Origin of the sequence: Pseudomonas sp. 21LCFQ02, from assembly GCF_024129895.2 — a bacterium.
Lineage (GTDB): Bacteria > Pseudomonadota > Gammaproteobacteria > Pseudomonadales > Pseudomonadaceae > Aquipseudomonas.
In genome coordinates, this window is the sequence record NZ_JAMYEA020000002.1 from 124,725 (window position 1) to 150,300 (window position 25,576).

Below are 25,576 nucleotides of genomic sequence, written 5' to 3' on the forward strand. Positions count from 1 at the left end.
CCAATGCAAAGCTGCTACGCAGGGCCTGCTTCTCGCTACCTGACGGCGTTCATGTCGTCCTTGCTGTTGCTCGGTGGCAGCACGCAAGCCTTGGCCGACGTGACCGGTCCTGTGGCGCCGCTGATGCAAGGCGAGGGGTATCGCGTGAGCCTCAAGCAGTTGGGGCGTAATTATCCGATGATCCTGAAGGGCATCGAGTCGGCCGATACGGTCAACTTCAACGTGCGTGCCGATCAGGTGGTTACCGGCGCGCGGCTGACCCTGGAGTATTCCTATTCACCGGCATTGCTGGCCGACATGTCGCAGCTCAACGTAATGGTCAACGACGAGGTCGCCGCCAGTTTGCCGCTGGTCAAGGAGGGGGCCGGCAAACCGCAGAAGCAGCTGATCGAGATCCCGGCGCACCTGATCACCGAATTCAACCGCCTGAGCTTACAATTTGTCGGGCATTACACCATGAGCTGTGAAGACCCGATGCACAGCAGCCTGTGGGCGCGGGTCAGTCCTGCATCGACGCTGGAGTTGCAGACCCAGCCACTGAATCTGCCTGACGATCTGTCGATCCTGCCGCTGCCGTTCTTTGATCGCCGCGACATGCACCCGGTGACTTTGCCGTTTGTGTTTGCTTCGGGGACCGATAATGCCACCCTCGAAGCCGCTGGCGCGTTGTCGTCCTGGTTCGGTGCCCAGGCCAGTTATCGCGGGGCGAGTTTTCCGGTCAGCCTGAACGAACTGCCTGCCAGCGGCAACGCGGTGGTGCTGCGTGTGGCCACCAGCGCCGGGACCCTGGGCAACAGCCCTGTACCGGCGCCCAGCGGCCCCAGCGTGGCTTTGATGGCCAACCCCAACGACCCTAACGGTAAGCTGCTGTTGATCAGCGGCCGGGACGCCAAAGAACTGAAAACCGCGGCGACCGCAGTGGTGGTCGGCAGCCATGCCCTGAGCGGCAGCCAAGTGGTCGTCAGCCAGCTGGAAACCCTGCAGCCGCGCAAACCCTACGATGCGCCAAACTGGGTCCCCTCTGATCGCCCGGTCAAGCTCGGCGAACTGATCGAGGCCAAAGCCCTCAACGTTTCTGGCTACAACCCCAACACCATCAGCGTACCGCTGCGGCTGCCGCCGGATTTGTTCAACTGGCGCCAGGAAGGCGTGCCGCTGGATTTGAAGTACCGCTACACCCCGCAGTCGCGCAAAGGCAACTCGTCGCTGATCGTCAGCTTCAACGACACGCTGGTCAAATCCGAGAACCTGCCATCGACCGAGCAGCTCGACAGCAGCCTGCTGGGCAAGATCCGCGATGAGGTATTGCCGCGTGATACCCGAGCCCGCCTGCCGCTCGAAGCGCTGAGCCTGCAATCGCGCCTGCAGTTCCGTTTCATGTATGAGTTCATGCGCCAGGGTGAGTGCGGCGACATCATCATCGATAACATGCGCGGCAGCATCGACCCTGAATCGACGGTCGACCTGAGTGGCTACGATCACTTTATGGCCATGCCCAACCTGGGCGTTTTCAAGGATGCCGGCTTCCCCTTCACACGCCTGGCCGATCTGTCGCAGAGCGCCGTGGTGCTCCCCGACAACGCAGGTATCGAAGAGCTGGGTGCCTACCTGGATATCCTTGGCCGCTTTGGTGAGTCCACCGGTTACCCGGCCACCGCAGTGACTGTGACCCAGGCCGCGCAAGTCAGCCAGGTGGCCGACAAAGACCTGCTGGTGCTGGCTTCCGGTGCCAATCAACCGTTGCTTGAAACCTGGGCCGAGCGTTTGCCGGCGCAGGTCAATGGTAACCAGAGCCGGGTCGAACTGTCGGACCTGGCGTTCAAGGTGCGCAGCTGGTTCAGCTCTGATCCGGAGGCCAACCTGCGCCGGGCGCGGGTGGCCATGTCGTTCTCGGCCGAGCAAGGCAGTTCGTTCCTGACCGGCTTTGAGTCGCCGCTCAAGGGCGGCCGCAGCGTGGTGGTGATTGCCAGCAGCCGGCCGCAGGATCTGGCTGATGTGACTCGTGCGCTGGTGGGGGGCGAGGACTACACCCAGGCGATCCAGGGCAGCCTGGTGGCGGTGCGTGGCAAGTCGGTTCAGGCGTTGGTGGCTGACGAGCAGTACTACATTGGCCAGTTGGGCGCTGTGCGCTACGTGCAATGGATCCTGTCGCGTAACCTGGCGGTGTCGCTGTTGGTCACCGGCCTGAGTGTCGCGGTGCTGGCGGGGCTGGCGTTTCTGGCGCTGCGTGCCCGGGCACGCCGCAGGCTCGACCCGTGAGTCGGCTCAAGGCCTGGCTGGCCGGCACTCTGTTACTGGTGTTGAGCAGCTCTCTGGTGCAAGCGGCGCCTCGCTGCGATAGCAGCCTGTGGCCGCTGTGGCAGACCTTTCGCGAGCACTTCGTGCAGCCTGACGGCCGCGTGCTGGATGCCAGCACGCCGCAGCAGCACAGCTCCTCCGAGGGGCAGTCATACGCGATGTTTTTTGCGCTGGTGGCCAACGACCGGTCGAGTTTCGACCTGATGTGGCGCTGGGCGCAGAACAACCTGGCGGGCGATGACATTGCCCATAAGCTGCCTGGCTGGTTCTGGGGCAAGGATGAGCAGGGCGTCTGGCGCTTGCTGGATGACAACTCGGCCTCGGATGCTGACCTGTGGTTCGCCTATGCGCTGTTCGAGGCCGGGCGGCTATGGCAAGACCAGCGCTACACCGAGGCGGCGCGCCAGTTGCTGACCAATATCAAGGCTCAGGAAATCGAGACCCTGCCGGGCCTGGGCAAGATGCTGATGCCGGGGTTTCGCGGTTTCATCAAGCCGGACCTGAACAAGCCCGACCTGTGGCAGCTCAACCCCAGTTACCTGCCAGTACCGCTGCTGCGGCGTCTGGCGGTACTGGATAACAACGGCCCGTGGACCGAGATTGCCAACAATACCCTGACCCTGATGCAGGCCGTGGGGCCCAAGGGCTTCATTGCCGACTGGGTGAGCTACCGTGCCAGCGGCGCCGATCAAGGGCAGTTCATTGTCGACCCGGTCAAAGGTGAACTGGGCAGTTACGACGCGATTCGTGTCTACCTCTGGGCCGGTATCACGGCGGCTGAAGATCCGCTGGCCAGGCCGATGCTCGCGGCCCTCAATGGCATGAGCGTCGCCACCGTGCAAAGCGGCGTGCCACCGGAAAAAATTCAAACCCGTAGCGGTGCCTTCAGTGGCCAGGGTGGTTTTGGGTTTTCGGCGGCCCTGTTGCCGTACTTCCAGGCGTTAGGCAACACGGCGCAAGTTGACGCACAGACGCTACGCTTTCGGCAGGGCATGGCCCAGAGCCTGACACCTGAAGCGCTCAAGGCCGCCCAGCCACCTTATTACCATTTTGTACTGAGCCTGTTTGCCTTGGGCCACATCGAGCAGCGTTACCGTATGGACGCTGACGGCCTGTTGCAGACCGCTTGGGGGACGCCATGCGCACGCCTCGCACCGTAATGCTTTCCGGGGTCCTGGCGACCCTTTTCAATGCCGGCGTGTATGCCGCGCCGCTGACTCCGGCCGGCCAGGCGCTGCTGGAACAGGGCCGTTACTGGCAGAACCAGAACGACCCGCAACGCGCCACAGAAGTCTGGAAAAAACTGCTGCTGATCGACCCGCAGCAGATCGATGCGCAGTACGGTCTGGGCCTGTTGGAACTCAAGGCCAAACGCACCGCCGCTGCTACCCGTTATCTGGAACAGATGCGCAGTGCTCATCCCGGTGACCCGCTGACGTTGCAACTGGAACAGGCCATTGCCCTGACGAGTGGCGATGCCAGCCAGCGTCTGGAAAATGCCCGTCTGGCAGCGCAGAACGGTGAGCTGGACAAGGCGGTCGGTCTGTACCGGCAGTTGTTTGCCAACAAACCGCCCCAGGGTGAACTGGCTCTGGAGTTCTACAGCTACCTGGGCTACACCCGCACCGGCTGGAACGAGTCGCGCCAAGGCCTGGAGCGTCTGCTGGCCCAGGAGCCGGACAACGCCAAGGTCAAGCTGGTGCTGGCCAAGCTGCTGATCCGCAATGAGACCACTCGTGTCGATGGCATCAGGCGTCTGGCGCAATTGTCGACAGTCCCGGAACTGGGCGGCGAGGCCACTGAAAGCTGGCGCCAGGCGCTGGTCTGGCTAGGCGCGCCGCGACCGGCCGAGGTCGCGCTGTTCGAGGCCTACTTGAAGGCCAACCCCGATGACTCTGAGCTCCGCGAGCAGATGCAGGGCAAGGGCGCTGCGGCCGCTCAGGTGCAGCAGAACCCGCATCTGGCCCGTGGTTTCAAGGCGCTGCAGGACAACCAGCTGGATGTCGCCGAACAGGCCTTTCAGGCGCGTTTGAAAGAACAGGCACAGGACGCCGATGCCTTGGGCGGTATGGGGCTGGTCCGTCAGCGTCAGGGGCGTTTTAACGAGGCCAACGAACTGCTGGGCCGCGCCGTGGCGCGCAGCGGCAATGCGCGCTGGCAGACGGCGCTGGATGCCAACCGTTACTGGGCCTTGCTGGGCCAGGCCGGCACGGCGCGGGCCGACAAGGACCTGCAACGGGCGGCAAACCTGTTGCAACAGGCGATTGCCCTCAAGCCCCGGCAGATTGAAGGCCATGTAGCGCAGGGCAGCCTGCAGGCTGAGCAGGGGCGGTTCGATGACGCCCAGGCCAGCTATCGCCAGGCGCTGGCGCTGGATGCGGCCAATCCCGACGCTTTGATGGGGATGCTCACGGTGCTGACCCAAAGTGGCCAGACCGCAGAGGCCCAGCGTCTGATCGACGGCCTGAGCGCCGCCCAGCAACAGCGCCTGGGCGATCTACGGCCGCTACGCGCGGCCCTGGCCGCTGGCCAGGCGCGCAACGCCGAACTGCGTGGCGACCTTCGCTCGGCGCTGGCTGCCCAGCAGGATGCGGTGCGCAACGAGCCGAAGAATGCCTGGCTGCGCAACGACCTGGCGCGCCTGTACCTGCTCGACAATGCGCCGGACAAAGCCCGTCAGGTCATCGATGACCTGCTCAAAAACGATTCGGCCAATCCTGAAGCGTTGTACGTGGCGGCACTGGTGGCGGCGCGGATGAGCGACTTTCCGGCGGCGCAGCGTCATCTGGAGCGGATCCCGGCGGCGCAGCGCACCCCGGCGATGCAGAGCCTGGCCAGTGACTTGCGCGTGCAGAGCCTGATTACCCAGGCCGGCGAACAGGTGCGCAAGGGTAACCGCCAGGCTGCTGTGGACCTGCTCAGCCGCGCCGAAGCCAGTGCCCGTGACGAGCAACTCAGTGCTTTGGCCAATGCCTGGATCGAAGCCGGGCAGCCCGAGCGAGCCTTGCAACTGTTGCGTCAGGCTCAGGAACGCAGCCCCTCACCAACCCCGGAGCTGCGTCTGGCCTATGCCGGTGCGTTGCTCAAAAGTGGCGATGATGTGCAGGTCAACCAGATCCTCAACGAGTTGCAGAACCGCAACCTGACGCCTGCGCAGCGGCGCAGCTATGACGATCTGCTGTTCCTGTACCGGGTCCGTCAGGCCGATCTGTTGCGTGACCAGGGCAATCTGGTCGCCGCTTACGACACCCTGGCGCCGGCCCTGGAGCAACGCCCGAATGACCCGCTGGCCGGTGCTGCCCTGGCGCGTATGTACCTGGCCAACAACGATCCGCACAAGGCGGTTGCACTGTATCAGCCGTTGCTGGCCAAGTACCCGCGTGATGCCAGCTTGCAGATCGGCATTGCTCAGGCCTGGAACCAGTTGGGCGAGTCGCGCAAGGCCGAGAAGGCCGTCGATGAAGCTGTGGACCTGGCGGGCAACGATCCGCAGATCCTGTTGACCGCCGCCGGGCTGCTGCGCGCCCAGGGCAAGACCTCACGTGCCGCTGAGTTGTACAGCCGCGCCCTGGCCTTGCAGGAGCCGCTGCACCAACCGGGAGTTAATCCGTTTGCCAAGGCGACCGCCAGCAATCCCTTTGTCGGTCAGCCTGGCCAGCGCGGTCAGTCGCGGCTGGCCCAGCAGGGCAACCTGAATCAGATTCCGGAACCGGCCGAAGTTCAGGCCGCGGCAGTTGAGCCAGTGGCCCCGGTTGCCGTACCGGTGCCGCAGTTTGCCGCCGCACAAGCGCCAGCCCGCTACGCTACACCCGATAGCTACGCGGCGGGCTATGCCGCCGGTTATGCCGCTGTAGCCCAGGCGTCGGCCCCGCCCCCGCGTGAACCGGCAACCGTGCGCAAGGCGGCGCCCGTGCCGGTTGACCCTTGGCAGCAAGCGCGTCAGAGCCTGGAGCAGATTCGCCAGGAGCGCAGCCCCAGCGTGACTCAAGGCGTCAGCTATCGCAGCAACAACAGCGAGTCCGGGCTGGGCAAGATGTCCGAAGTCCAGGCCCCCCTGGAAATTCGGATGCCGCTTGGCGATGACCGGCTGGCGCTGCGTGTGACCCCAGTGTCACTCAATGCCGGTTCGGTTGACGACACGGCCGCATTTCGTTTTGGCAGCGGGCCGACCCTGTCACCCTTGCAGAACCTCAGCGGTCTGACCGCCGTACAGACCGCAGCCGCTCAGGAAGCACTGGGCGCGGACGTGGATTTGCGCGGTGCTTCGGCGGCCGGGATCGGTCGCCAGAAAGACAGCGGCGTGGGGCTGGCCGTGGCCTATGAAAGCCCTTCGCTGGGCCTCAAGAGCGATCTGGGCACCAGCCCGATAGGCTTTTTGTACAGCACCGTGGTCGGAGGCATCAGCCTGGAGCGGCCGTTTGTCGAGGGCGGTGACTGGCGTTACAGCATCAATCTGTCGCGGCGTCCGGTCACCGACAGCCTGGCCTCCTTTGCCGGCGTTCAGGACCGGCGTACCGGCGTCGAGTGGGGCGGTGTCACCGCTAATGGCGGGCGTGTACAACTGAGCTACGACAATGGCCATTTCGGCACCTATGGTGTGGCCGCCGTGCATGAACTGGTGGGGCATAACGTCGCTGACAACCAACGCCGCGAGGGCAGTGCCGGCGCTTACTGGTACATCTTCAACGACGATAGCAAGCAGTTCACGGTCGGGGTCAACCTGACCGCCATCGGTTTTGACCAGAACCAGAACTTCTATACCTATGGCCACGGTGGTTATTTCAGCCCGCAGGGCTTCTATGCCCTCAGTGCGCCGATTGGTTGGTCGCAGCGTTCCGGCCGGCTGAGCTACTCGTTGCGTGGTGCACTGGGTGTACAGCATATCCAGCAGGATGGCGCGGACTTCTATCCCAACGACAAGGCCTTGCAGGCGAGTCTTGAAGCGACGGCGCAAAACCTGGCCGGCGCCGGGCTTGGCGTGTCAACCCAGTACGCCGGGCAGAGCAAGACCGGGGTGGGTTACAACCTGGCCGCAGCGGCCGAGTACCAGATGGGCGACAACTTCTTCCTGGGTGGCCAGTTCGGTCTGGATAACGCCCGTGATTACCGACAATGGAGCGGCGGTTTGTACCTGCGCTACATGTTCGAAGACTTCAGCGGGCCGATGGCCTTGCCGGTCAGCCCTTACCGTTCCCCTTATTCGAATTAGCAGCAGGAGTAGTACGCAATGGCAACAGCATCGGTCCTGGCGGGCCTGACGATCCTGATGATTGGCGACAGCCACCTGGCGACCCCCGATTACCTGATCGGCAGCCTGCACGACAGCCTGGTCCAGCAGGGCGCCAAGGTCCACACCCTGGGCATCTGCGGCGCCAACGCCGGTGACTGGCTGCAGGCCACACCAGGCACCTGTGGCGGTGCCGAGCGCCGTGGCAGCGAAAAGACCGTGGTGTTGGGCAGCAAAGCGGCGACCGTACCAATCAGCCAGTTGCTGGCCGCCGACAAACCGGATCTGGTGCTGGTGGTGATGGGCGACACCATGGCCAGCTACACCAAACCGGCGTTCCCTAAAGCCTGGCTGTGGCAGCAGACCACCACGTTCACCAAGGCGCTGGCGGCCAGCGGCACACGCTGCGTCTGGGTCGGCCCGAACTGGGGCACCGAGGGCGGCAAGTACGGCAAGACCTTCGCCCGGGTCGAGATGACTTCGAAGTTTCTGGCCAGCAACGTTGCCCCTTGCAGCTACATCGATTCGCTGCAGTTCTCCAAACCGGGCCAGTGGGCCACGGTGGATGGCCAGCACTTGACCGGTCCTGGCTACAAGACCTGGAGCGATAACATCGGCAAGGCGTTGGTGCAGGCGCCTGCGGTCAAGGAACTGCGGCCATGATCCGGCCACTGGCAGCGCTGCTGCTCTGGCCGATGCTGGGTGGCGTCGCGCAGGCGGCCGAGATTGCCCTGTACCCCAGCGGCCCGGCTGAAGACTCAGCGTTCATCCGCTTCGTCAATGCCAGCGCCGCGCCGCTGGAGGTCGTGGCCCGTGAAGGACAGAAACCGCTGCGCCTGGAGGCGGAGCAGCCGTCGGCCTTTTTTCCGGTACAGGCCAAAGGGGCGGTCGAAGGCACGCTGATCAGTGGTGCGCAACGGCTGGCCATGGCGCAGGCGGTCGAACCCGGCGAGTTCGCCACGGTGGTGGCCCTGGCCAAGGCCGATGGCAGCCTGCGTCAGGTCGCGGTGCGCGAAGCACCGGATGACTTCAATGCGCTGAAGGCTTCGCTGGCGTTCTTCAGCCTCGACGCCAGTTGCGCCGAGGCCAGCCTGCGTCCGGCCGGGCGTACGGCCGATTTGTTCAAGGCGGTGCCGGATGGCACCTTGCAGCGTCGCTCGATCAACCCGGTCAAGTTGTCGGTGCAACTGGTCTGTGGCCAGGCCAATGTCGGCGCGCCCCTGGATCTGGGTGAGCTGAAGGCGGGTGAGCGCTACAGCGTGCTGCTGTTGCCATCGACCAATGGCCCGCGCCTGTTGGCGGCTACGGATACGTTGTCCCACTGATCGAATCAGGCAGTTGTCGTCATGGTCTTCGCCTCTCTGGAGTTTCTCCTGCTGTTCCTGCCGGCGTTCATGCTGGTCTACGCGCTGGGGCGGCCGGCCTGGCGCAACACGATTCTGCTGATCGGCAGCTGGCTGTTCTACGGTTGGTTGAGCCCGTTGTTTCTGGCGCTGCACATGGTCCTGACGGTGATCGCCTGGGGCGGCGGGCTGGTCGTGGACCGCGCCCGTGAGGGGTCGAGCCGGCGCATGCGCTGGCTGGTGGGGTTGATCGTGCTCAACACTGCCGTGCTGTGCTGGTACAAGTACGCCAACATCCTGGCCCTGACTGCCAATGAGCTGATGAGCGCTTACGGTGCGATGCCGTTCGAATGGCAGCGCGTGGCCTTGCCGGCGGGGCTGTCGTTCATCGTCCTGCAGGCGATCTCCTACCTTGTGGATGTGCATCGTCACACGGTGCCGGTGGAGCGCAGCTTCATCAACTACGCCACCTACATCTCGATGTTCGGCCATTCGATTGCCGGCCCCATCATCCGTTATGACTGGGTGCGCCGTGAGCTGAACCAGCGTCAGTTCAACTGGACGCTTTTTTCCTTGGGGGCGCGGCGTTTCATGATCGGCATGAGCATGAAGGTACTGGTGGCCGACACCTTGTCGCCGCTGGTGGACGTCGCTTTTCATCTGCCGCAGCCGAGCCTGGTCGATGCCTGGATCGGTTGCCTGGCCTATTCGCTGCAACTGTTCTTCGACTTTGCCGGCTACAGCGCGATGGCGATCGGCCTGGGCCTGATGCTGGGCTTTCACTTTCCGGAGAACTTCAACCGGCCGTACCTGGCGCGCAGCATCCAGGATTTCTGGCGGCGCTGGCACCTGTCGTTGTCGAGCTGGCTGCGCGATTACCTGTACATCGGCCTGGGCGGCAATCGCCATGGGGTCTGGAACACCTACCGCAACCTGTTCCTGACCATGGCCATCGCCGGCCTGTGGCATGGCGGTGACAGCTGGAATTACCTGCTGTGGGGGGCGGCGCATGGTATCGCGCTGTGTGTCGATCGGGCCTGGGCGCATTCGAGCCTGCCGGCGATCCCCAGACCGTTGGCCCATGTGCTGACCTTGTTGTTTGTATGCCTGGCCTGGACGCTGTTTCGCTCGCCGGACTTCCATACGGCCTTGAGCATGTACGCCGGCCAGTTTGGCCTGCACGGCATTGGCCTGGGGGATGCCATGGCTGTGACCCTGCGTCCGGCGCATGGCATGGCGGCCGTGCTGGGGCTGTTGTGCATCGTGGCACCGTTGCTGCAACGCCGCGCCGAACAACGCTGGGCCCAGGCGCGCTGGTTTGTCACCGGCGCGGCGGTGTGGCCGGTGGCGGGTTTCCTGCTGTCGTTCGCGTTGATCGCCAGCCGTGAAACCGTGCCGTTCCTGTACTTCCAGTTTTGAGGGCCTGTTCATGAGCCAGCCATCCAATGCACCGCTCGCGCCCACTGAACTGGCCTTGCGCAGCAGCCCTTTGGCCGGAGTGACCCTGGCGGCATTTCTGGGCATCGGCCTGCTGAGTTGTGGAGTACTGATCGCCAGCGGCAAGCTGCAATGGTTGCCGGCCAACGTCGACCGCGAGGCGTTGCTGCACGGTGAGGTGACCCATGCCCTGGCCAAGCAGTTGTCTGCCACGCTGTTGGCTGAGCAAGCGGCCAATCTGGAACGCGGCGCCAGTTGGCTGTTGTTGCAAGACAGTGGCCCGCGGGTCCGCCAAGGCTGCCCTGGCTGGCTGTTCCTGACCGATGAACGACGCATCCAGCGCAATGCCCAGGCCAACGCCCAGCGCAAAGCCCAGGCGGTGATCGAACTCAAGCAGCGGCTGAAGGGGCAGGGTATCGACCTATGGGTGGCGGTGGTCCCGGACAAGAGCCGCATCGCCTCCGGTCAGTTGTGCGGGCTGTATCGCCCCGAGCAATTACAGTCACGGATCAGCGATTGGACCCGCCAGTTACAGCGCGCAGGCGTCACCACCCTGGACCTGACCTCGAGTTTGCAGCCGTTGGGTGAGGCAGCGTTTCTGCGCACCGACACCCACTGGAGCGAAACCGGCGCCAACGCTGCCGCCCTGGCGTTGGCGCGGCAGATAAAAGAGTCGGGCTTCAGGGCCAGCCCGCAGCGTGACTTCGACACTCGCGTAGCACCTGCCGCGCCGCGCCCCGGTGATCTGGTCCGCCTGGCCGGTCTCGACTGGTTGCCGCTGTCGCTACAGCCCACGCCGCAAAGCGTGGCCGAAACCACCATCAGTGAACAGGCGAAAGCGGCCCAGGGTGACGCTGACAACCTCGATGATTTGTTCGGTGATGCTGAACTGCCCAACATTGCGCTGATCGGCACCTCGTTCTCGCGTAACTCCGGATTCGTGGGTTTTCTGCAACGGGCGCTGGGGGCGCCGATTGGCAACTTTGCCAAAGACGGCGGCGAATTTTCCGGCGCGGCCAATGCCTACTTCAGCAGCCCGGCCTTTACCCAGACCCCACCGAAACTGGTGCTCTGGGAGATACCCGAACGAGACTTGCAGACGGCTTATGTGCCGTTGAAGCCCTGATAACGGGGGCTGTAGGCCTGCCACCTATATTTATAGCTAACTAGATATATTGCTATCTATCTAGATAGCTATAAATCTAAATCCGGTGAACATGCCGGTGATCGCTTCTCTCAAGACGTGTTCTTATCTTGCCAATATGAGCTACCCCTCTGTACAAGAACCGACATTTCAAGCGGCTGTACAACCTATGAGTTAGCGCTTCAGCTTCAACTGCGTTCTATCTTTCAGGCTGCGTTCTTCATACATCCTGTTACAGATCCCTACGCTCTGACATAATCGCGCCGCTTCGCCCAGCCCGCTGAAATCGGACGTAACGGACTACGCGCATGAGCTATTTCTCGATCGAATTCGGTCTCTGTTTCCTGCTTTTTTTCATCCTCTACTGGGGCCTGTGCGCCAGCACGCGCTTGCAGAACCTGCTGTTGCTGGCGGCCAGTTACGGCATCCTCGCCTCGTTTGGCCTGAGCTTTCTCTATGTGCTGCTGGGCTACACCGCGGTGGTATATGGCCTGGGGCATCTGAGCGCGCGATGGCCCGGGCGCTGGTTCATACGGCTGCTGATACTCACGGTGGTGTTTGGCTGTTTCTACTGCTTCAAGTATCAGGACTTGCTGGCCACGACAGTGCAGGCGGCCGGGCAGTCATTGGGTCTGAACCTGGCGTTGCCGGTGTTTCAGGTGCTGCTGCCGGTAGGGCTGTCGTTCTATGTGTTCCATTCGGTCAGTTATCTGGTGTCGATCAACCGGGGCGAGCTCAAGCCGGCGGGGCTGCCGGATCTGGCCCTGTACCTGGCGTTCTTTCCGAGCCTGATTGCCGGCCCGGTGAACCGAGCCTTGCATTTTCTGCCGCAGATTCGTCCCGACGGCCTGCGTCAGGTGCTTGAGCCGCAGCGCGCGCTGGGTTTGATCGGTCTGGCGGCGGTCAAGCTGTTTTTGCTCAGCTCCTGGCTGGCCAACGAGTGGGTCGACCCGATTTTCGACACCCCCTCGGCGGGTTCGCCGGAGCAGATCCTGCTGGCGGTCTACGGTTACTCGCTGCAGATCTACTTCAACTTCAGCGGTTACACCAACCTGGTGACCGGCATCGCGCTGTTGCTGGGCTTTCGCTTGCCGGACAACTTCAACGACCCGTACCTGGCGCATAACCTCAAGGAGTTCTGGGGCCGCTGGCACATCAGCCTGTCGCGCTTTATCCGCGACTACATCTATATCCCGCTGGGCGGCAACCGGCATGGCCTGTGGCTGGGTATGTTGTACATGATGATCGCCATGCTGATCTCCGGTCTTTGGCACGGCGCCAGCGTCAACTTCATCGTCTGGGGCGCGCTGCACGGTATTGGTCTGGCGATCTATAAATTGTGGTCGCACTGGGTGCCTGAGCAGGCCAGTTGGCCGGGCGGACGTCTGTTGGCACGTTTGCTGACCTTCCATTACGTGGCGTTGGCGTGGATCTTCTTTCGCAGTGCGACGCTGGAAGACGCCAGCGAACTGCTCAACGGTCTGGCCGGTCTGTCATTGCACGGCCTTAGCAGTGATGCGGGGCTCAAGGTGTTGGCGTGCCTGGCGGTGCTGGTGTTGTATCCGGCCTGGGTGAGTGTCGTGCGTGAGCTGCTGGCGGCGGGCGAGCGGATGCCGGCGGTGGTGTATCCGGTGGTGCTGGGGCTGTTCATTTCCGTGGTCATCTTTGCCTCGCCTGCGGGCGTGCCGGGTTTCATTTATGCCAGTTTTTGAGTCCACCACTGTTGGGAGCAGTCTGCGGGTTGCGTTGAAGACCCTGCTGATGCTGCTGACGACCATGATCATTCTCTGCTGGCTGAATCAGGACTCGATGCGTCTGTACTGTCAGCAGAAGTACCACCGCAGTTGCGAACTGCCCGGGCTGGGCGATAACCCGGCGTGGCGCCTGGGGGCGGACATCACGCGGGCCATGGGCCAGGGGCGCGATGCGTTTGTCGCCGAGCTTGGCAAGCGTACAGACGGCGTGCCGCCGGAGCCGGTGGTGCAACTGCCCGCCACGGTGGCAGCGGTGACGGTCATGGCCGGTGCTGCCGAGGCACCGGTGTATATTGCGCCGGTCGAGGTTCCTGTGCTGCCGCCGCCTGCTGCATCCCAGACGCCTGTTGCGGCGCCCGCAGTATCGACCGTCGCGCCGGTGCCTGCCCGTTCAATCAATACCCGGCAGGTCATCCTTGAGCCCGGCGACGAGGTGTTCTTTGTCGGCGACTCGCTGATGCAAGGCGTGGCGCCGCATCTGGCCAATACCTTGCTCAAGCGCTTCAACATCAAGAGCATCAACCTGAGCAAACAGAGCACCGGGCTTGCGTATCCAGGCTTCTTCAACTGGCCGCAGACCGTGCATGAAACCCTGGAGGCGCACCGCAACATTCGTCTGCTGGTGGTGTTTCTCGGCCCCAACGATCCCTGGGACATGCCCGAAAGTCGTGGCAAGCCATTCCTGCGTTTCAAGAGCGAAGCCTGGGAAGCGCTATATCGTCAGCGTGTGCAATCGATTCTCGAACAGGCCCGGCAATACAATGCCCGGGTCATCTGGGTCGGCCCGCCGAACATGAACACCCCCAGACTGTCCACGGCCATGCAGTACCTGCGCGAGGTGTATCGCAGTGAGGCGCAGCAGTACCAGCAGTTCTACCTGTCGGCCAACGATGTATTCGGTTACGGCGCCGATGATTTTTCGTTCTACATGACCGACGAGACGGGCAAGAAGAGCAAGATTCGTGGGGACGACGGTATCCATTTCACGCCATTGGGCCAGCGGCTGATCGCCAATAAGGTGCTCACCCTGATTGATGTCCACCAACCTGGTTTATCGGAGCGTTGAGTTGATCAAACATGCCCTTTGGGGTGCTTCTAAAAACGCTGCGATGGCAACGCAGGTCGTTTTTAGAGGTGCCCTTTGTCTGCTGCTGACGGGCCTGTCCCTGAGTGCGGCTGCGGTTCAGCCTGAAGCGCCGCGCCCGCCCACGCGCATCGTGACCAAAGCCTGGACACCCTTGCTGCCGGCCAACCGGGTCGACCCGAACCTGAGCCAACTGGCGCTCAAGCTCAAGAACGCCCAGCGTCAGCCGGTCAATATCGTCCAGTTGGGCGACTCACACACGGCCGCCGACCTGTTCAGCGGCGAGCTGCGCCGGCTGTTCCAGCAAGACTACGGCGACGGCGGGATCGGTTTTATCGCCGCCACGCCGGTCCCGGGCACCCGTTACGAGCAGGTGATCATCAACACCGGCAAACGTCAGTGGGACCTGGTGTCGGCGCGCAATCAGCAAAGCACACAATTTCCGCTGGGCGGCTACCTGTCGCTGCCGATCGCCAGCCGTCCCGGCGTGACCCTGCAAAGCCGTGAGCCGAGCGAACAGCGCTATACGCTGTCGACCCTCTACCAGACCAGTCGCGGCACCATTTTGCAGGCTAAAGACACCGCGACCCAGGCCCGGGCATTGCCGGTCACTCAAGGCCAGTGGCGTTTCAGCCAGCCGATCAGCAATGTGCGCCTGCCTGTCGAGCTGAACTTTGCCAGCAGCAATGGCCTGGCGGTGGGCGGCTGGCTGTTGCAGTCGCAGCGCAACAATGGCGTGCTGTATTCGGCGCTGGGCATCAATGGTGCGACCTTCGATGTGGTCGATAAGTGGCAGGCCGGCTGGCTCGACACCCTCAAACAACTGCGCCCGGACTTGCTGATCCTCGCCTATGGCACCAACGAAGCCTACGACGACAGCCTGGAGCCGGCGCTCTACGAGCAGCGCCTGCGCGAGCGGCTGCAGATGCTCCGCAAGGCCTTGCCCGGCACGGTGTTGTTGGTGGTCAGCGCCCCGGACTCGGTGCGTAACAAGCGTGCGGCGCGTTGTGAAAGCAAACAGGCCAACAACCTGCGCCCGGTGATCCAGATCCAGCGCCGGGTCGCCGCTCAGGTCAATGCGTTGTTCTGGGACTGGCAGGCGTTCATGGGCGGCAACTGCGCCATCGAGCGCTGGCAAGCCCGCGACCTGGCCCGCCCGGACCTGGTCCATCTGACTGCCGAAGGCTACCGGCAGAGCGCAGCCGGGTTGTATGCCTGGTTCAAGGGCCAGGTCGGGAAACGCTAGGTCTTTTCAGCAGACAATAAAAAACCCGCCGAAGCGGGTTTTTTGTCCCAGACCATTCCAACTCCCTGTCGGCAGTATCCTTTCACGGTCGATCGTCCTTGATCCTGGTGAGCATCCTGTTCACCAGTGGTTGGATGTAAATATAGGCCTGTCGCCGGGGGCAGCAAATGGCAATTGTTCTCTGCTGCGTGTAAGCCTTTGGCTATTCGTGCGTACGCTCAAACAAGCCGGTCTTCAAACGAGTGATACTCCGGTTTGAAGTCCAGGCTACGTGGGGCGTCGAAGCAGCCGATCAGCAAGGCAACTGTCGGCGCATCGTCTATCGCGCCGAGTGAGCTGCCGCAGGTGGCGCAGAAGGCCCGGCTCGAATAGTCGCTGGAACGCCAGGTGGCCGGTGCGCCGCCGGGGCCGGTCCAGCGTATCTGGTCGCTGGGGTATTCCACCCAGGGTGCGCTCAGGCTGCCGGTGTGGCGCTGGCAGAACCGGCATGAGCAGTTGTGCGGGTTGCCAGCGGCGCCGTGGGCTTCGAAGCGGATCGCACCACACAGGCAGCCGCCGGTAAAGGTCTGGGCCATGTGTTTCATCCTGTTGAATACTGCACCGTCAGCCATGGTTTCCAGGCCATCGTCGCTCTGTCGGCGGAGGCCGGTTGCTCGGGCGTGGCACTCGTCTGGCGTATTTCCTGAAACTGGTAGCCGGGCAGGTAGTGGTCGAGCAGGTTCATGACGCTCACATACCCGCCAGTCCTTCCAGCTCATCAGCCCGCCGCGCGGTGGCTTCGAGTACGCAACTGCTGCTGTTGAGGCGGTCCATGGTGCCGCCGGTGAGCTGGGCATAGAAGCTGCAGTTGGCATCGCGGTACTTGATCCACTGGCGCTGGGCCTCGCGCAGCAGCGCTTGCTGGGTTTCGCCGTGGGCAGCCAGGGCGGCTTTGTACTGGGCGTTGAGGCGGGCGTCGTGGCGTTTGAGCTCGGCGGCATTGCAGTCGAGCATTTCCACCGTAACGCCGCCGGAGGTGTCCATGCAGCGGTCATAGGTGACGCTGTATTGCGGTTCTTTGGCCTGGACAGGCAGTGCAGGCAGGATCAAGGCGGTGAGAAGCAGCAGCGAGCGTGGCAGCGACATAGGTCCCTCTGTCGATCAGTGATGTTGGCGACAAGCATACTGATTCGCAGCCGGATATGGGCTATTCGCAATCGCGTTCGAGTTGTTTGAGCACCTGATTGTCCTGCAGAACTTGCAGATGGATCTGGCATGTCGCGCCTGAAGGCAGGCTGATTTGCACGACTGAAGAGGCCACGCCGCTGTGCAGGTCGCCGCTCTGGCTGATGCTTGAGGTGCCGTTGCTGCTGGTCTGGCGAACGCTCAGGCGGTATTGCAGGGTCAGCGGCGCAGGGCTTTGCAGCAGCGGGCTTATCAGCACCGCCTCGGCGTTGCGCTGGGTGTCGATCGATACCACCAGTTGGGAGATGTCGATCATCGGGGTCACCATTGTTTGATGCTGGCGGTGGAATTGTTGCCGTACTGGGTGACTGAGGCCGTACCGCCGAAGCCGCTCTGTTGCACGCTGGCCTGGTTGCCATTGCCGTACTGGCTGACCTGCGCCTGATTGTAGGCGCCGCTCTGTTGGACGTTGGCGCTGTTGTTCAGACCGTTTTGTTGCAGGCTGACCTGGTTGTAGCTGCCGGCCTGGCTGAGCACGATGTCGTTGGCGTTGCCGGTCTGCTGCAGGTAAGCCTGGTTGTTCGCGCCGCTCTGGCTGATCTGCGCCTGGTTGCGATTGCCGTCCTGACGCTGGGTCAGTTGCTGGCTGGCACCGCTTTGCTCGACCCGGGTCTGGTTCCAGGAACCGATCTGTTCGATGTTTGCCACTTTACCGTTGACGATGCCGGCGTAGCGGGCTTCAGCTTGCAGATCGGCGGCCTGGCAGAGGCCGCTGCTGATCAGCAGGACGGCGGCCAGGTAGCCGCGCAGGTTGAGATGAAATGCCATGATCTGCTCCGTAGAGGATTATTTGTCGGACCCGGTAAGAGGCATGGCCAGCGTCTGTTCGTCGTAATTCTTCAAATAGGCCTGCAGCAGCGGCTGGTTGATGTCGTCAGGGTTTTTCAGACGCCAGCTGCCGTCACGCACACCTTGGGCAACCATGTGCACCAGCGCGGTCTCGATGGCTTCACGCACACACTGCTGGACCGGTTCATTGCGGCTGATACCGGTCTCGACTTCCAGCAGGTGCTTGAGCGAGACATATTTGAAAACGCCGAAATCGACCTGGATGGAAAAGATCGTTTTGGTCGTGGTGATGCTCTGGATAATCTCGCCCGTGCGGATGTCCACGGCCCGCAGGTTGACGGTGACCTGATCCTGGCGATACAGCTCTGAAGGGCCGATGCCCAGGTAACGCACGCCCAGGCCACCGGTGCGCACGTTACTTTCGTAGCCGACGATGGCGCCTTCAACGATCAGGTTGGCGGGCCGCAGGGGGGGCAACTGTACCTGGGCCTGGTCCTGAGGTTGCTCCAGCGCGCGGATGATCTTGCGCTCGGTGAGCAGGTCCTGCAGGTTTTCACGCTCCATCGGCTTGAACCACTTCGAGTCACGCAGGGCGGTCACCAGCAGTGACGCGGCGCCTTGGGTGACGGCCGTGGAAAACGAGCTGTCTGGTGAAGGCTTGTATTGGCCGGTCTGGTCGCGCAAGCCATAGACTGCCACGGAAATCGGGCCGGCCGGGGCTGGCAGGTTGGCCAGATCGCGGGAAATTTGGGTAGGGGGAGCCAGCGACGCGGGGTTGAAGGTCGCCGCTGGACGGGACGTAGCACAACCGCTGACCAGCATTGCTGCACACACAATTAATGATAACGCGCGGATGTACATGTCCGTGACTCTCCAGAACGCCCCGTCGGGTGAGCGGCGGGGCTACAGCCATTAACGCTGGGTGATAGTGGCGGTGTTGCCGGCGCCGCCGGTCTGGGTAACGTTGGCCACGTTGTTGCTGTTGGCCTGGGTCAGCGCCACGACGTTGCTCTGACCGACCAGGCCGATGCCGCTCTGGTTGACGTTGGCCACGTTGTTGTAGCCGTCCTGCAGCAGGCGGGCTTCGTTGTAAGCCCCGGTCTGCACGGTGTTGGCCTGGTTGTTGTTGCCTTTCTGCTCGACGTTGGCGACCAGTTTCCAGCCGTAGGACTGGTTGACGTTGGCGGTGTTGTTGCTGCCCTGGGTCTGCTTGACGGCGGCGCTGCTCTCAGCCACGGCGGTCTGGGTGACATAACCCTGGTTCTGGTTGCCGTTGGCCTGGGTCACGGTGGCGGTGTTGTTCCAGCCGCCGTTCTGGCCGATGGCCGCTTTGTTGGCACTGCCATAGCTTTGGTCGATGCCGGCCGCGTTGTTGTAAATCGCGTACTGCTGGTTGATCGAACCTTCGTTGCTGTCGCCGCGTGACTGGGCAATGGTGGCGGTGGCCACGTTGTTGCCGACCTGGGTCACCCAGCCCTTGTTGTTATTGCCATCGCGCTGGCTAATGGTGGACTGCGCAGCGTTGTTGACTTGCTGGTTGCTCGACGCCAAATTGTTTGAGCCGGCCCATTGAATGGTGTTGCTGGTGGTGCCGTTGTTACCGTTCTGGGTGGCGTACGCCTGGTTGTTGTTGCCGCCGTAGGTATGGCCCTGGTCGATCTGCACGGTGCTGTTGGTGTTCCAGGTCTGCTCGACGCTGGCGGTGTTGTTCGCGCTGCCCTGTTTCACAGCGGCTGTCTGACCGCCATTACCAACCTGTTTGATGCCGGTCTGGTTGCTGTTGCCGTTTTGCTGGGCTGTCGCGGTGTTGTTGCTGCCGGCCTGCACCGCGCTCACGCTGCTGCTGGTGGCGGTCTGCTCAATACCGGCGGTGTTGCGCCTGCCGTTCTGCTCGGCATAGACCGAGGACTGGTTGGCACCGATCTGAGTCGAAGTAATGGCGTTACTTGAGCCGTTCTGGATGGCGTTGACGGTGCTGTTGTCAGCCAGTGCAGAACCGGACAGGGCAACCAGAACCGCGAGTGAAAGCAGGGATTTTTGAGTGCGCATGGACGTCTTCCTTATTAATAGGATCAGGTTCTTGAGGTCGGTGAATGCAGGAACAGCAAGTACGGCGGTATTACGGTTGGTTCACTTGAAACTGGGTGGTCTGGCCGGTTCTTTTGTCGGTTGTGACAATCTGTAGCAGCCCGCCTTGCAAGTTGGTAATGGCAATACTGAAGTCGGTGGTTTCAACCACGCCGGGCGAAAGTTTGCCATCGGCGCCCACGATGCTGGAGGTCACTGCCGAAGAGACCCGGCTTAAAATGGCGCTCTGCAACATGCTGTTGAACTGCTCCAGCGAACTTTGGGTGGTGGACGCGCTGGACTCTTTGAACTTGTTCTGTGCCGTGGCCTGGTTCATCAACACCGAACCGTTCAACGGATTGCCACCGAATGAAGGGTTGACCGGTGTGTAGACCAGTTCGCTGGCCTGCACGCGACCGCCCAGAATAAAGAGCAGCCCCAAGCTGATAGGCAACAAAGCATAACGGTGCATAACCTTACCTTTAGAGTTCGTCGCGACCGATATCGGGATCGCCAAAAAACTGTGCCACCTGATACTCCAGAATTGCCTGATAAACCTGCTCTGCGGCATTGGCGCCCAACGCCGGGATAAGGCTGCGGTTAGGCGGCAGAAACATCTGCACCAGGCGCCGGTGGCCGTAATCGACAAACACCTGACTGCCCAGCCGGGCCGTGGGCCGTTCGCTGATGGACACGCTAAAGCGGCCATCGGGGTCCTTGTCGTTCCAGGCACTGGCGAAACTGTCGTAGAACGCGCGACCTGCCAGGGTCATGGTTTGCGCCACGACCAGACCGCCCACGTCCTGGTCGAGCGTGCGTTTTTGCGTCAGCGCTGGCGTTTGATCGACACTCGACTGCGCCAAGCCAATAGAGGCCAGTACCAGTTGCAGAACGAGAACGCTCAGGAGCCGGAAGTAGTTCATGGGTCGTTGAGTCACAACAGGTGTGTGATGCCAATTTATAACTGGTTAATTACAAAGTGCTACTGTTTTTTTAAACTAAACAGGAAATAATTTTCTGGCGCCAAATTGTTATTTATAACTAACGAAATGAATGGTCTTATGGGGTGTTTTCTGGCGTCAATAATAGATCTGGGCGCGCCAGCCTTTCATCAGGGGCCGTCAGGCGAAGAGGTGACGTCAATTAATTTGACGGGTTGAGCACATAAGCCATTAAAGGCATGATCTAACGGTGGGCGGGTTATAGATGTTGAGAATCCAGTGGGCGATGAAATATAAAGGCGGCTTATAGGCCGCTGCTTGGATATAAGATGGCGTTATTTGGCATCAAATGAATTATTAGTTGCATTCATTTGAGTGAGGTATTTAACCGTCCCGGTTGTTGTCTTACGGCACCCCGGCAGATGTTTATGGGTTCAGACCCTCGACCAGCTCAGGCGTCACATAGTGCGGGCCATCGAACAGGTACAGCGGATAGCCGGCATACGCTGCCATTTGCGGTTTGAGCTCATCCAGCGTTGCCGGACGAAAGCCGCCGCCCCATTGCGGCCGGAAGGCTTCGACGATCAGCCGTACGCGGTCTTTGCCCAGCCGCTGGCTGAGCACGTCCATGTAAGTGCGGGCCACCGGCGCGGTGCGCGCATAGACGCCCACGCCGTCCTGGAAGAACACCCCGACATCTGCCGGCAGCCAGCTCTGCAGCCAGTCGGCAGTGGCGGCAGGGCCGATGTTGGCACCGTCATAGACACTGATCCACAGCGGGCGAGGCAGTTTGGCCAGTAGCGCGGGCAGCTCTTTGGCGCGGGTCCAGCTGGGGTCGACTTCCGCGGGGAAATACCAGCCGGTGACGTTTAGCGGTGTCTGGACCCTGGCCAGCTGTTCTGACAACGCTGCGAGGTGCTCGATGTTGTCCCGTGAGCGGTTTTCGCTGAAATAGCCGGCCAGGCCGAGAATCACACCCTGCGCCCAGGGTTCGCGGGCGATGCGTTCCCAGTCGGGCATCACCGGCACGCCCGGCAGGCCGGTGCCGGGTATGAATGCCTGATCGTCGACCACTGACCACTGCACCAGCAGCTCTTTGGCGCCGAGTGTGTGCCACTGGCCTTGGATGCCCACCGTCGCGTTGTCCGGCTGCCAGACGATGCCGGCGATGTCGGGCGCGGGCCGCTCGCTGTCGATGGCATAGAGCAATCCGGTACCGAGTGCTATCAAGCCCAGCAGCACGCCGGTGAGCACCCGGGCGCGGGTTGACAGACGACGGAGCAGCGGTAGCTGGGGCATGGTCACCACGAGTAGGTAAAGCGAGCGAAGACGCCTTCGGCGCGATCGTCACCGAAGACCCGCTCGCGATATTGCAACGACAGGTCAATGTAGGACTGTGGTGCCTTGCTACGAGTTTCACGCATCCAGTAGCGCACCCCGACACCGACTCCGACGCCGCCGGCGTTGCCGGATGAGCTGCGCTGGCGGCCCAGGTCATCGACCTGGCTGCGCATCTTCGAGTCGTAGTCGGCGGCCGCCACGATGTGCGGGAAAATCACCAGCCGGCGGCTGATACGGTCCAGACGAATGCTGCGGCCGATCTGCCATTCGCTGTTGAAGTAGTTGCGCCTGTTCTGCAGGTAGCGCCCGGCCTCCATATACAGTTGGGAGGTCCACCAGCCGGGTTTGTCGACCCGCAGGTCGGTGCCGATGCTTGAGCCGTAGCCCAGGCGCACCAGCCAGTCGCCGTCGACATTCGAGCCGGCCAGCGGGAAGGTGCGCTCCAGGGCCAGCATCACGTTGTACGCCGACAACGGCTTGAAGCGGATCCCCAGCGCGCCTTGCAAGGCATCGCGACCGGTGTCGTTGTCGTCCTTGCTCCACAGTGTGTCGGTCAGCCGGCCGTACAGCTCGAAGAACCGCGCATTGTTGTAGCCCAGCGGGCGCCAGGCCACTTCGGTGCTGTTTTGCAGGCTGTCGTTGCTGGCACCGGGTGCGCCGCCCAGACCGCTGCTGGTGCTGGCGCCGCGGTAAGTGCTGGTGTTGGTCAGGCTCCATTGCCGTGACAGGTCGGCTACCGAGCGACGGGTGTCGAATACCTCCTGTTCGCTCATGTCCAGCGTGCCGGCCCGCTGATAATCGAGCACCCGCTCGAAGTAGGCAATCGCCTGCACGTCATCGCCACTGCGCTGTGCGGTGTAGGCCGCGTTGCGCAGGTCGACCGGTTTAAGGCCGGTACTGCGGTCCACCTGGCGAAACGTCGCCAGCGCTTGATCCTGCTCGCCGGCCTGGCTGAGGAAGTAGGCAATCTGCACTTCGTCGCCGGCCTGTAGCTCGCCCTTGGCCCGTGCCTGTTGCAGATAGCGAAGCGCTGTATCGGGTTGGCCCATGGCCGCATACAGCGCCGCGCGTTCACGGTCGGGCAGGTTGCCGACAGCCAATGCCTGGGCGTAGTCCTGGCGCGCGCCGGCGTCGTCGCCCAGGCGCTGGCGCAGCTGCCCGCGCTGGGCCAGTAGCGTGGCGTCATTGCCTTGCAGGGCCAAGGCTTCGCTGGCGGCGGCGCGGGCCGCTTCGTATTGCTGATGGGCGATCAGGGCACTGACCAGCAAGCGCCGGTACGCGACGTTCTGCGGATAGCGCTGCACCACATCACGGGCCAGGCTCACCGCCTTGTCGTTGTCACCCCGGGCCAGCGCCTCGTAGCCTTTGGCGGCAATCACTACCGATTGCTGTTCTTCGATCGCCTGCCGGCGGCGCACCAGCTCCGGTTGCGGCCCCAATGTTGCGATGGCCTCGGTGGTGGCTGCGTGGGCTTGCTCCAGCTTCTGCTGGCGTTGCAGGGCTTCGATCAGCATCAGCCGATAGTCGAGGTTTTCAGGCGCTTGGCTGATGGCCTTGAGTGCAGCCCTGGCTGCGGCATCGTAATGGCCGTTGCGGTATTCGCGCAGCGACTGATTACCGGCCAGATAACCGGGTTTTGGTCGTGCATCGGGGTATCGTTCGGGGTGGTCGCGGCGATCCTTGTCACGCAGCGCCAGTTTGACCAGATCGTTCAGCTCGCTCACATCAGGGCGCTGGCGCAGGGCTTCACGGGCTTTGGCGACCGCCTGGTCGTAATCTTTGCGGTCATAGGCCAGGTAAGCCTCGTTGGCCAAGTGATACGCCGGGCCGCTCAAGGCCAGCGGCAGGACTTCGGCCATGACGCTGGCCGGCAGCAGGGCCAGGCTTGCCATTAACGGCAGCAGTGCGCGCTTCATGGCGTGGACTCCATTGGCTCAAAACGGTATTGGCGTTCAACGGCCTGTTCGATGGTCTCGCGCGGCAACACGCCCAGATCCACCAGGTAGTCGCCGATTCTTCCGTGTTGTTGTGGCTGATAATTGAGCATCGCCCGGTCGAACACCTGACGGTCGATCAGCCCGGCTTCGATCAGCAAGTCGCCGAGCAGCGGCGTGCCTTTGGCAGGTTGCTGGCCTTGTGTGGCGGCGCCGATCCGGCGCAGTAGGGCGTTGATTTCGCTTTCCCGGGCAATCAACTGCAACGGCTCACCGCCCAGCGCGATGCTGATTTGCTGCAGCGCTTCGTCGCTCAGCGGGCTGGTCACGGCGATGCGTGGCTGGCCGTGTTCATTTGCGCCCAGCGCCACGGCACGCCAGCGCAGGACGAGCGCATGGTCGATCAGGTCATCCTGACACTGCGCCTGCAGGTCGAAGATACGTGGCAGGTCATTTTGAAAGGCGATCGCCTCGGCCAGGGTTTCGTCATCCAGCCAGCCACGGCTCAGCAGGATTCGGCCCAGCGGCAGGGGACGGCTGTGCTGTTCATCCAGCGCGCTTTGCAGGCGTTCATCACTGATCGCCTGCCACGACAGCAGCACGCTGCCCAGCTTGCGCGGCGCGCTGGCCACCAGGTCGGTGGAAGGGAAGTCGTGCATGGTCTTGTCCCAGACCAGCTTGCGCCCCAGCAGCTTGCCAGTCAGGAACATGCGCCAGGCGCGGGCGGCGGCCATGAAGTTGACGAAGTTGCCTACCACCATGCGCGGGATCGACAACAGCCCGTGCTGCCAGCCGTACAGCACGCTGGTGAAATAGAAACGGTGGGCCATACGCCAGAGCAGTGCCGCGCCGTTGGCCAGCAACAGGACACTCAACAGGTCACTGTTATCGAACAGGGTCGGAAAGCTGGTATCCCACAGGCCGCTGTAGCGCAGCACGATCAGCGCCACCAGTTGAATCAGGATGAGGTAGGCCAGGATGCTGACGAACGAGGTGACGATACCCTTGCGGTCGCGAAATAACAGATAACGGTTGGCCAGCGAGCCGCTCCAGCCCATCTGCTCCCAGCCCTGCAGGCCGATGCCCAGGGTCCAGCGGGCTTTCTGGCGGAACGCGGTGCGGAAGGTATCGGGAAAGAACTCGCGCACGCACAGCGGCATGTTCAGGGTCGATTCATACGGCTTGCGAAACCACGACTTGCGCAGCACCCGGAACTGCACCGGGAAGCGCACAAAGATCGCGTTCATGCCGTATTTGGCCAAGCGTGCACCGACGTCGTAGTCCTCGGTCAGGCTGTCGGTGTTGAACGGCTGGTTCTGGTTTTCCGCTGCCAGCACTTCCAGGGCGCGCCGTGAGAAACAGGTGCCGACCCCGGCCGAAGGCACGGTGTCGGTCATGCTTTCGCGCACCACCAGATCCTTGCCGTGCCATTCGGCGAACTCGTCCATGTAAGTGCCTGCCACCCACTCGTACCAGTTACGCTCCAGCGATACCACCGGCAACTGGATCATGTCCTTGCGCGGCAGCAGGTAGTTGAACAGGCGCAGCTCCAGCGGATGCAGCACGTCTTCGCTGTCATGCAGCACGGTACCGGCAAAGCTCATACCGTGGGTTTTCTCGTAGTGGAAGATCGCCTGGATCACCCAGTTCAGGCAGTCGGCCTTGCAGGTCGGCCCGGCATGCGGTACCTCGACGCGGTGCAGTTGCTTGTAACGGCGGCGCATCCGTTCGACTTCATCAATGGTGC

At 62.5% G+C, this 25,576-nt stretch carries 21 protein-coding genes and 1 pseudogene; 10 read left to right on the plus strand and 12 right to left on the minus strand.

From position 1 onward, the window contains the following. Positions 1–3: 3 nt before the first annotated feature. From bcsB to NJC40_RS28655, 10 genes are all read left to right on the plus strand, one after another. Positions 4–2,259, plus strand: a complete 2,256-nt coding sequence (gene bcsB / locus NJC40_RS28610; RefSeq protein ID WP_492180598.1) for a cellulose biosynthesis cyclic di-GMP-binding regulatory protein BcsB — start codon at positions 4–6, stop codon at positions 2,257–2,259. Further along, positions 2,256–3,458: a cellulose synthase complex periplasmic endoglucanase BcsZ gene (bcsZ, locus tag NJC40_RS28615; protein ID WP_253116513.1), complete on the plus strand. Its 1,203-nt coding sequence runs from the start codon at positions 2,256–2,258 to the stop codon at positions 3,456–3,458. Before bcsB ends, bcsZ begins: the two co-directional genes overlap by 4 nt. Further along, positions 3,437–7,507 (plus strand): cellulose synthase subunit BcsC-related outer membrane protein, encoded by a 4,071-nt coding sequence (locus tag NJC40_RS28620; RefSeq protein WP_253141010.1) that lies wholly within the window; start codon positions 3,437–3,439, stop codon positions 7,505–7,507. The genes bcsZ and NJC40_RS28620 overlap by 22 nt, the downstream gene beginning before the upstream one ends. A gap of 18 nt (positions 7,508–7,525) precedes the next feature. Beyond that, positions 7,526–8,188, plus strand: coding sequence for an SGNH/GDSL hydrolase family protein (locus NJC40_RS28625; RefSeq protein ID WP_045492909.1), 663 nt, complete (start codon positions 7,526–7,528; stop codon positions 8,186–8,188). Beyond that, positions 8,185–8,850: an alginate O-acetyltransferase AlgF gene (locus NJC40_RS28630; RefSeq protein WP_045492906.1), complete on the plus strand. Its 666-nt coding sequence runs from the start codon at positions 8,185–8,187 to the stop codon at positions 8,848–8,850. Before NJC40_RS28625 ends, NJC40_RS28630 begins: the two co-directional genes overlap by 4 nt. A gap of 21 nt (positions 8,851–8,871) precedes the next feature. After that, a complete protein-coding gene (locus NJC40_RS28635; protein WP_253141011.1) occupies positions 8,872–10,287 on the plus strand; it encodes an MBOAT family O-acyltransferase in 1,416 nt (471 codons plus the stop codon). A gap of 10 nt (positions 10,288–10,297) precedes the next feature. Next, positions 10,298–11,431, plus strand: coding sequence for an alginate O-acetyltransferase AlgX-related protein (locus tag NJC40_RS28640; protein WP_253141012.1), 1,134 nt, complete (start codon positions 10,298–10,300; stop codon positions 11,429–11,431). 326 nt (positions 11,432–11,757) lie between these two features. Further along, positions 11,758–13,161 (plus strand): MBOAT family O-acyltransferase, encoded by a 1,404-nt coding sequence (locus NJC40_RS28645; RefSeq protein ID WP_253141013.1) that lies wholly within the window; start codon positions 11,758–11,760, stop codon positions 13,159–13,161. Positions 13,162–13,210: 49 nt separating this feature from the next. Then, on the plus strand, positions 13,211–14,269 hold the full coding sequence (locus tag NJC40_RS28650) for an SGNH/GDSL hydrolase family protein (RefSeq protein ID WP_253141014.1): 1,059 nt from the start codon (positions 13,211–13,213) through the stop codon (positions 14,267–14,269). Between the two features lie 151 nt (positions 14,270–14,420). Continuing rightward, positions 14,421–15,533 carry an SGNH/GDSL hydrolase family protein gene (locus NJC40_RS28655; protein WP_231906520.1) on the plus strand — a complete coding sequence of 371 codons (1,113 nt, stop codon included), beginning with the start codon at positions 14,421–14,423 and terminating at the stop codon, positions 15,531–15,533. 218 nt (positions 15,534–15,751) lie between these two features. On the opposite strand, the gene NJC40_RS28660 is transcribed toward NJC40_RS28655, so the two are convergent. From NJC40_RS28660 to NJC40_RS28715, 12 genes and pseudogenes are all read right to left on the minus strand, one after another. Next, positions 15,752–16,108, minus strand: a complete 357-nt coding sequence (locus tag NJC40_RS28660) for a GFA family protein (protein WP_253141015.1) — start codon at positions 16,106–16,108, stop codon at positions 15,752–15,754. 5 nt (positions 16,109–16,113) lie between these two features. Continuing rightward, positions 16,114–16,257, minus strand: coding sequence for a hypothetical protein (locus NJC40_RS28665; protein ID WP_253141016.1), 144 nt, complete (start codon positions 16,255–16,257; stop codon positions 16,114–16,116). Positions 16,258–16,262: 5 nt separating this feature from the next. Further along, the gene (locus NJC40_RS28670; RefSeq protein ID WP_045492879.1) at positions 16,263–16,658 is read right to left on the minus strand and encodes a lysozyme inhibitor LprI family protein; all 396 of its coding nucleotides are present in this window, start codon (positions 16,656–16,658) and stop codon (positions 16,263–16,265) included. A 61-nt stretch (positions 16,659–16,719) separates the two neighbouring features. Beyond that, positions 16,720–17,013 carry a curli-like amyloid fiber formation chaperone CsgH gene (gene csgH / locus NJC40_RS28675; RefSeq protein ID WP_253141017.1) on the minus strand — a complete coding sequence of 98 codons (294 nt, stop codon included), beginning with the start codon at positions 17,011–17,013 and terminating at the stop codon, positions 16,720–16,722. 5 nt (positions 17,014–17,018) lie between these two features. Continuing rightward, positions 17,019–17,525, minus strand: a complete 507-nt coding sequence (locus tag NJC40_RS28680) for a curlin-associated protein (protein ID WP_253141018.1) — start codon at positions 17,523–17,525, stop codon at positions 17,019–17,021. An 18-nt stretch (positions 17,526–17,543) separates the two neighbouring features. After that, positions 17,544–18,368 (minus strand): CsgG/HfaB family protein, encoded by an 825-nt coding sequence (locus NJC40_RS28685; protein WP_231906518.1) that lies wholly within the window; start codon positions 18,366–18,368, stop codon positions 17,544–17,546. A gap of 90 nt (positions 18,369–18,458) precedes the next feature. After that, positions 18,459–19,595: a hypothetical protein gene (locus NJC40_RS28690; RefSeq protein ID WP_045492871.1), complete on the minus strand. Its 1,137-nt coding sequence runs from the start codon at positions 19,593–19,595 to the stop codon at positions 18,459–18,461. A 70-nt stretch (positions 19,596–19,665) separates the two neighbouring features. Continuing rightward, positions 19,666–20,085, minus strand: coding sequence for a curli assembly protein CsgF (locus tag NJC40_RS28695; RefSeq protein ID WP_045492869.1), 420 nt, complete (start codon positions 20,083–20,085; stop codon positions 19,666–19,668). 10 nt (positions 20,086–20,095) lie between these two features. Then, a complete protein-coding gene (locus tag NJC40_RS28700; RefSeq protein WP_253116529.1) occupies positions 20,096–20,536 on the minus strand; it encodes a CsgE family curli-type amyloid fiber assembly protein in 441 nt (146 codons plus the stop codon). A 444-nt stretch (positions 20,537–20,980) separates the two neighbouring features. Continuing rightward, positions 20,981–21,853, minus strand: a complete 873-nt coding sequence (locus NJC40_RS28705) for an alpha-amylase family protein (RefSeq protein WP_253141019.1) — start codon at positions 21,851–21,853, stop codon at positions 20,981–20,983. 2 nt (positions 21,854–21,855) lie between these two features. Continuing rightward, on the minus strand, positions 21,856–23,811 hold the full coding sequence (locus tag NJC40_RS28710) for an NfrA family protein (RefSeq protein WP_253141020.1): 1,956 nt from the start codon (positions 23,809–23,811) through the stop codon (positions 21,856–21,858). Continuing rightward, positions 23,808–25,574, minus strand: a pseudogene (locus NJC40_RS28715) (glycosyl transferase family protein); the annotation flags it as partial. The gene NJC40_RS28710 and the pseudogene NJC40_RS28715, both read right to left, overlap by 4 nt. Between the last annotated feature and the right edge of the window lie 2 nt (positions 25,575–25,576).

What these genes read in the sequence shown, in the direction of transcription:
- NJC40_RS28680 (WP_253141018.1), bottom strand. Translation starts at nt 17,525, where the DNA reads ATGGCATTTCATCTCAACCTGCGCGGCTACCTGGCCGCCGTCCTGCTG.
- bcsB (WP_492180598.1), top strand. Translation starts at nt 4, where the DNA reads ATGCAAAGCTGCTACGCAGGGCCTGCTTCTCGCTACCTGACGGCGTTC.
- NJC40_RS28650 (WP_253141014.1), top strand. Translation starts at nt 13,211, where the DNA reads ATGCTGCTGACGACCATGATCATTCTCTGCTGGCTGAATCAGGACTCG.
- NJC40_RS28645 (WP_253141013.1), top strand. Translation starts at nt 11,758, where the DNA reads ATGAGCTATTTCTCGATCGAATTCGGTCTCTGTTTCCTGCTTTTTTTC.
- NJC40_RS28700 (WP_253116529.1), bottom strand. Translation starts at nt 20,536, where the DNA reads ATGAACTACTTCCGGCTCCTGAGCGTTCTCGTTCTGCAACTGGTACTG.
- csgH (WP_253141017.1), bottom strand. Translation starts at nt 17,013, where the DNA reads ATGATCGACATCTCCCAACTGGTGGTATCGATCGACACCCAGCGCAAC.
- NJC40_RS28710 (WP_253141020.1), bottom strand. Translation starts at nt 23,811, where the DNA reads ATGAAGCGCGCACTGCTGCCGTTAATGGCAAGCCTGGCCCTGCTGCCG.
- NJC40_RS28665 (WP_253141016.1), bottom strand. Translation starts at nt 16,257, where the DNA reads ATGAACCTGCTCGACCACTACCTGCCCGGCTACCAGTTTCAGGAAATA.
- NJC40_RS28685 (WP_231906518.1), bottom strand. Translation starts at nt 18,368, where the DNA reads ATGCTGGTCAGCGGTTGTGCTACGTCCCGTCCAGCGGCGACCTTCAAC.
- NJC40_RS28630 (WP_045492906.1), top strand. Translation starts at nt 8,185, where the DNA reads ATGATCCGGCCACTGGCAGCGCTGCTGCTCTGGCCGATGCTGGGTGGC.
- NJC40_RS28670 (WP_045492879.1), bottom strand. Translation starts at nt 16,658, where the DNA reads ATGTCGCTGCCACGCTCGCTGCTGCTTCTCACCGCCTTGATCCTGCCT.
- NJC40_RS28635 (WP_253141011.1), top strand. Translation starts at nt 8,872, where the DNA reads ATGGTCTTCGCCTCTCTGGAGTTTCTCCTGCTGTTCCTGCCGGCGTTC.
- NJC40_RS28695 (WP_045492869.1), bottom strand. Translation starts at nt 20,085, where the DNA reads ATGCACCGTTATGCTTTGTTGCCTATCAGCTTGGGGCTGCTCTTTATT.
- NJC40_RS28625 (WP_045492909.1), top strand. Translation starts at nt 7,526, where the DNA reads ATGGCAACAGCATCGGTCCTGGCGGGCCTGACGATCCTGATGATTGGC.
- NJC40_RS28640 (WP_253141012.1), top strand. Translation starts at nt 10,298, where the DNA reads ATGAGCCAGCCATCCAATGCACCGCTCGCGCCCACTGAACTGGCCTTG.
- NJC40_RS28690 (WP_045492871.1), bottom strand. Translation starts at nt 19,595, where the DNA reads ATGCGCACTCAAAAATCCCTGCTTTCACTCGCGGTTCTGGTTGCCCTG.
- NJC40_RS28660 (WP_253141015.1), bottom strand. Translation starts at nt 16,108, where the DNA reads ATGGCCCAGACCTTTACCGGCGGCTGCCTGTGTGGTGCGATCCGCTTC.
- NJC40_RS28705 (WP_253141019.1), bottom strand. Translation starts at nt 21,853, where the DNA reads ATGCCCCAGCTACCGCTGCTCCGTCGTCTGTCAACCCGCGCCCGGGTG.
- NJC40_RS28620 (WP_253141010.1), top strand. Translation starts at nt 3,437, where the DNA reads ATGCGCACGCCTCGCACCGTAATGCTTTCCGGGGTCCTGGCGACCCTT.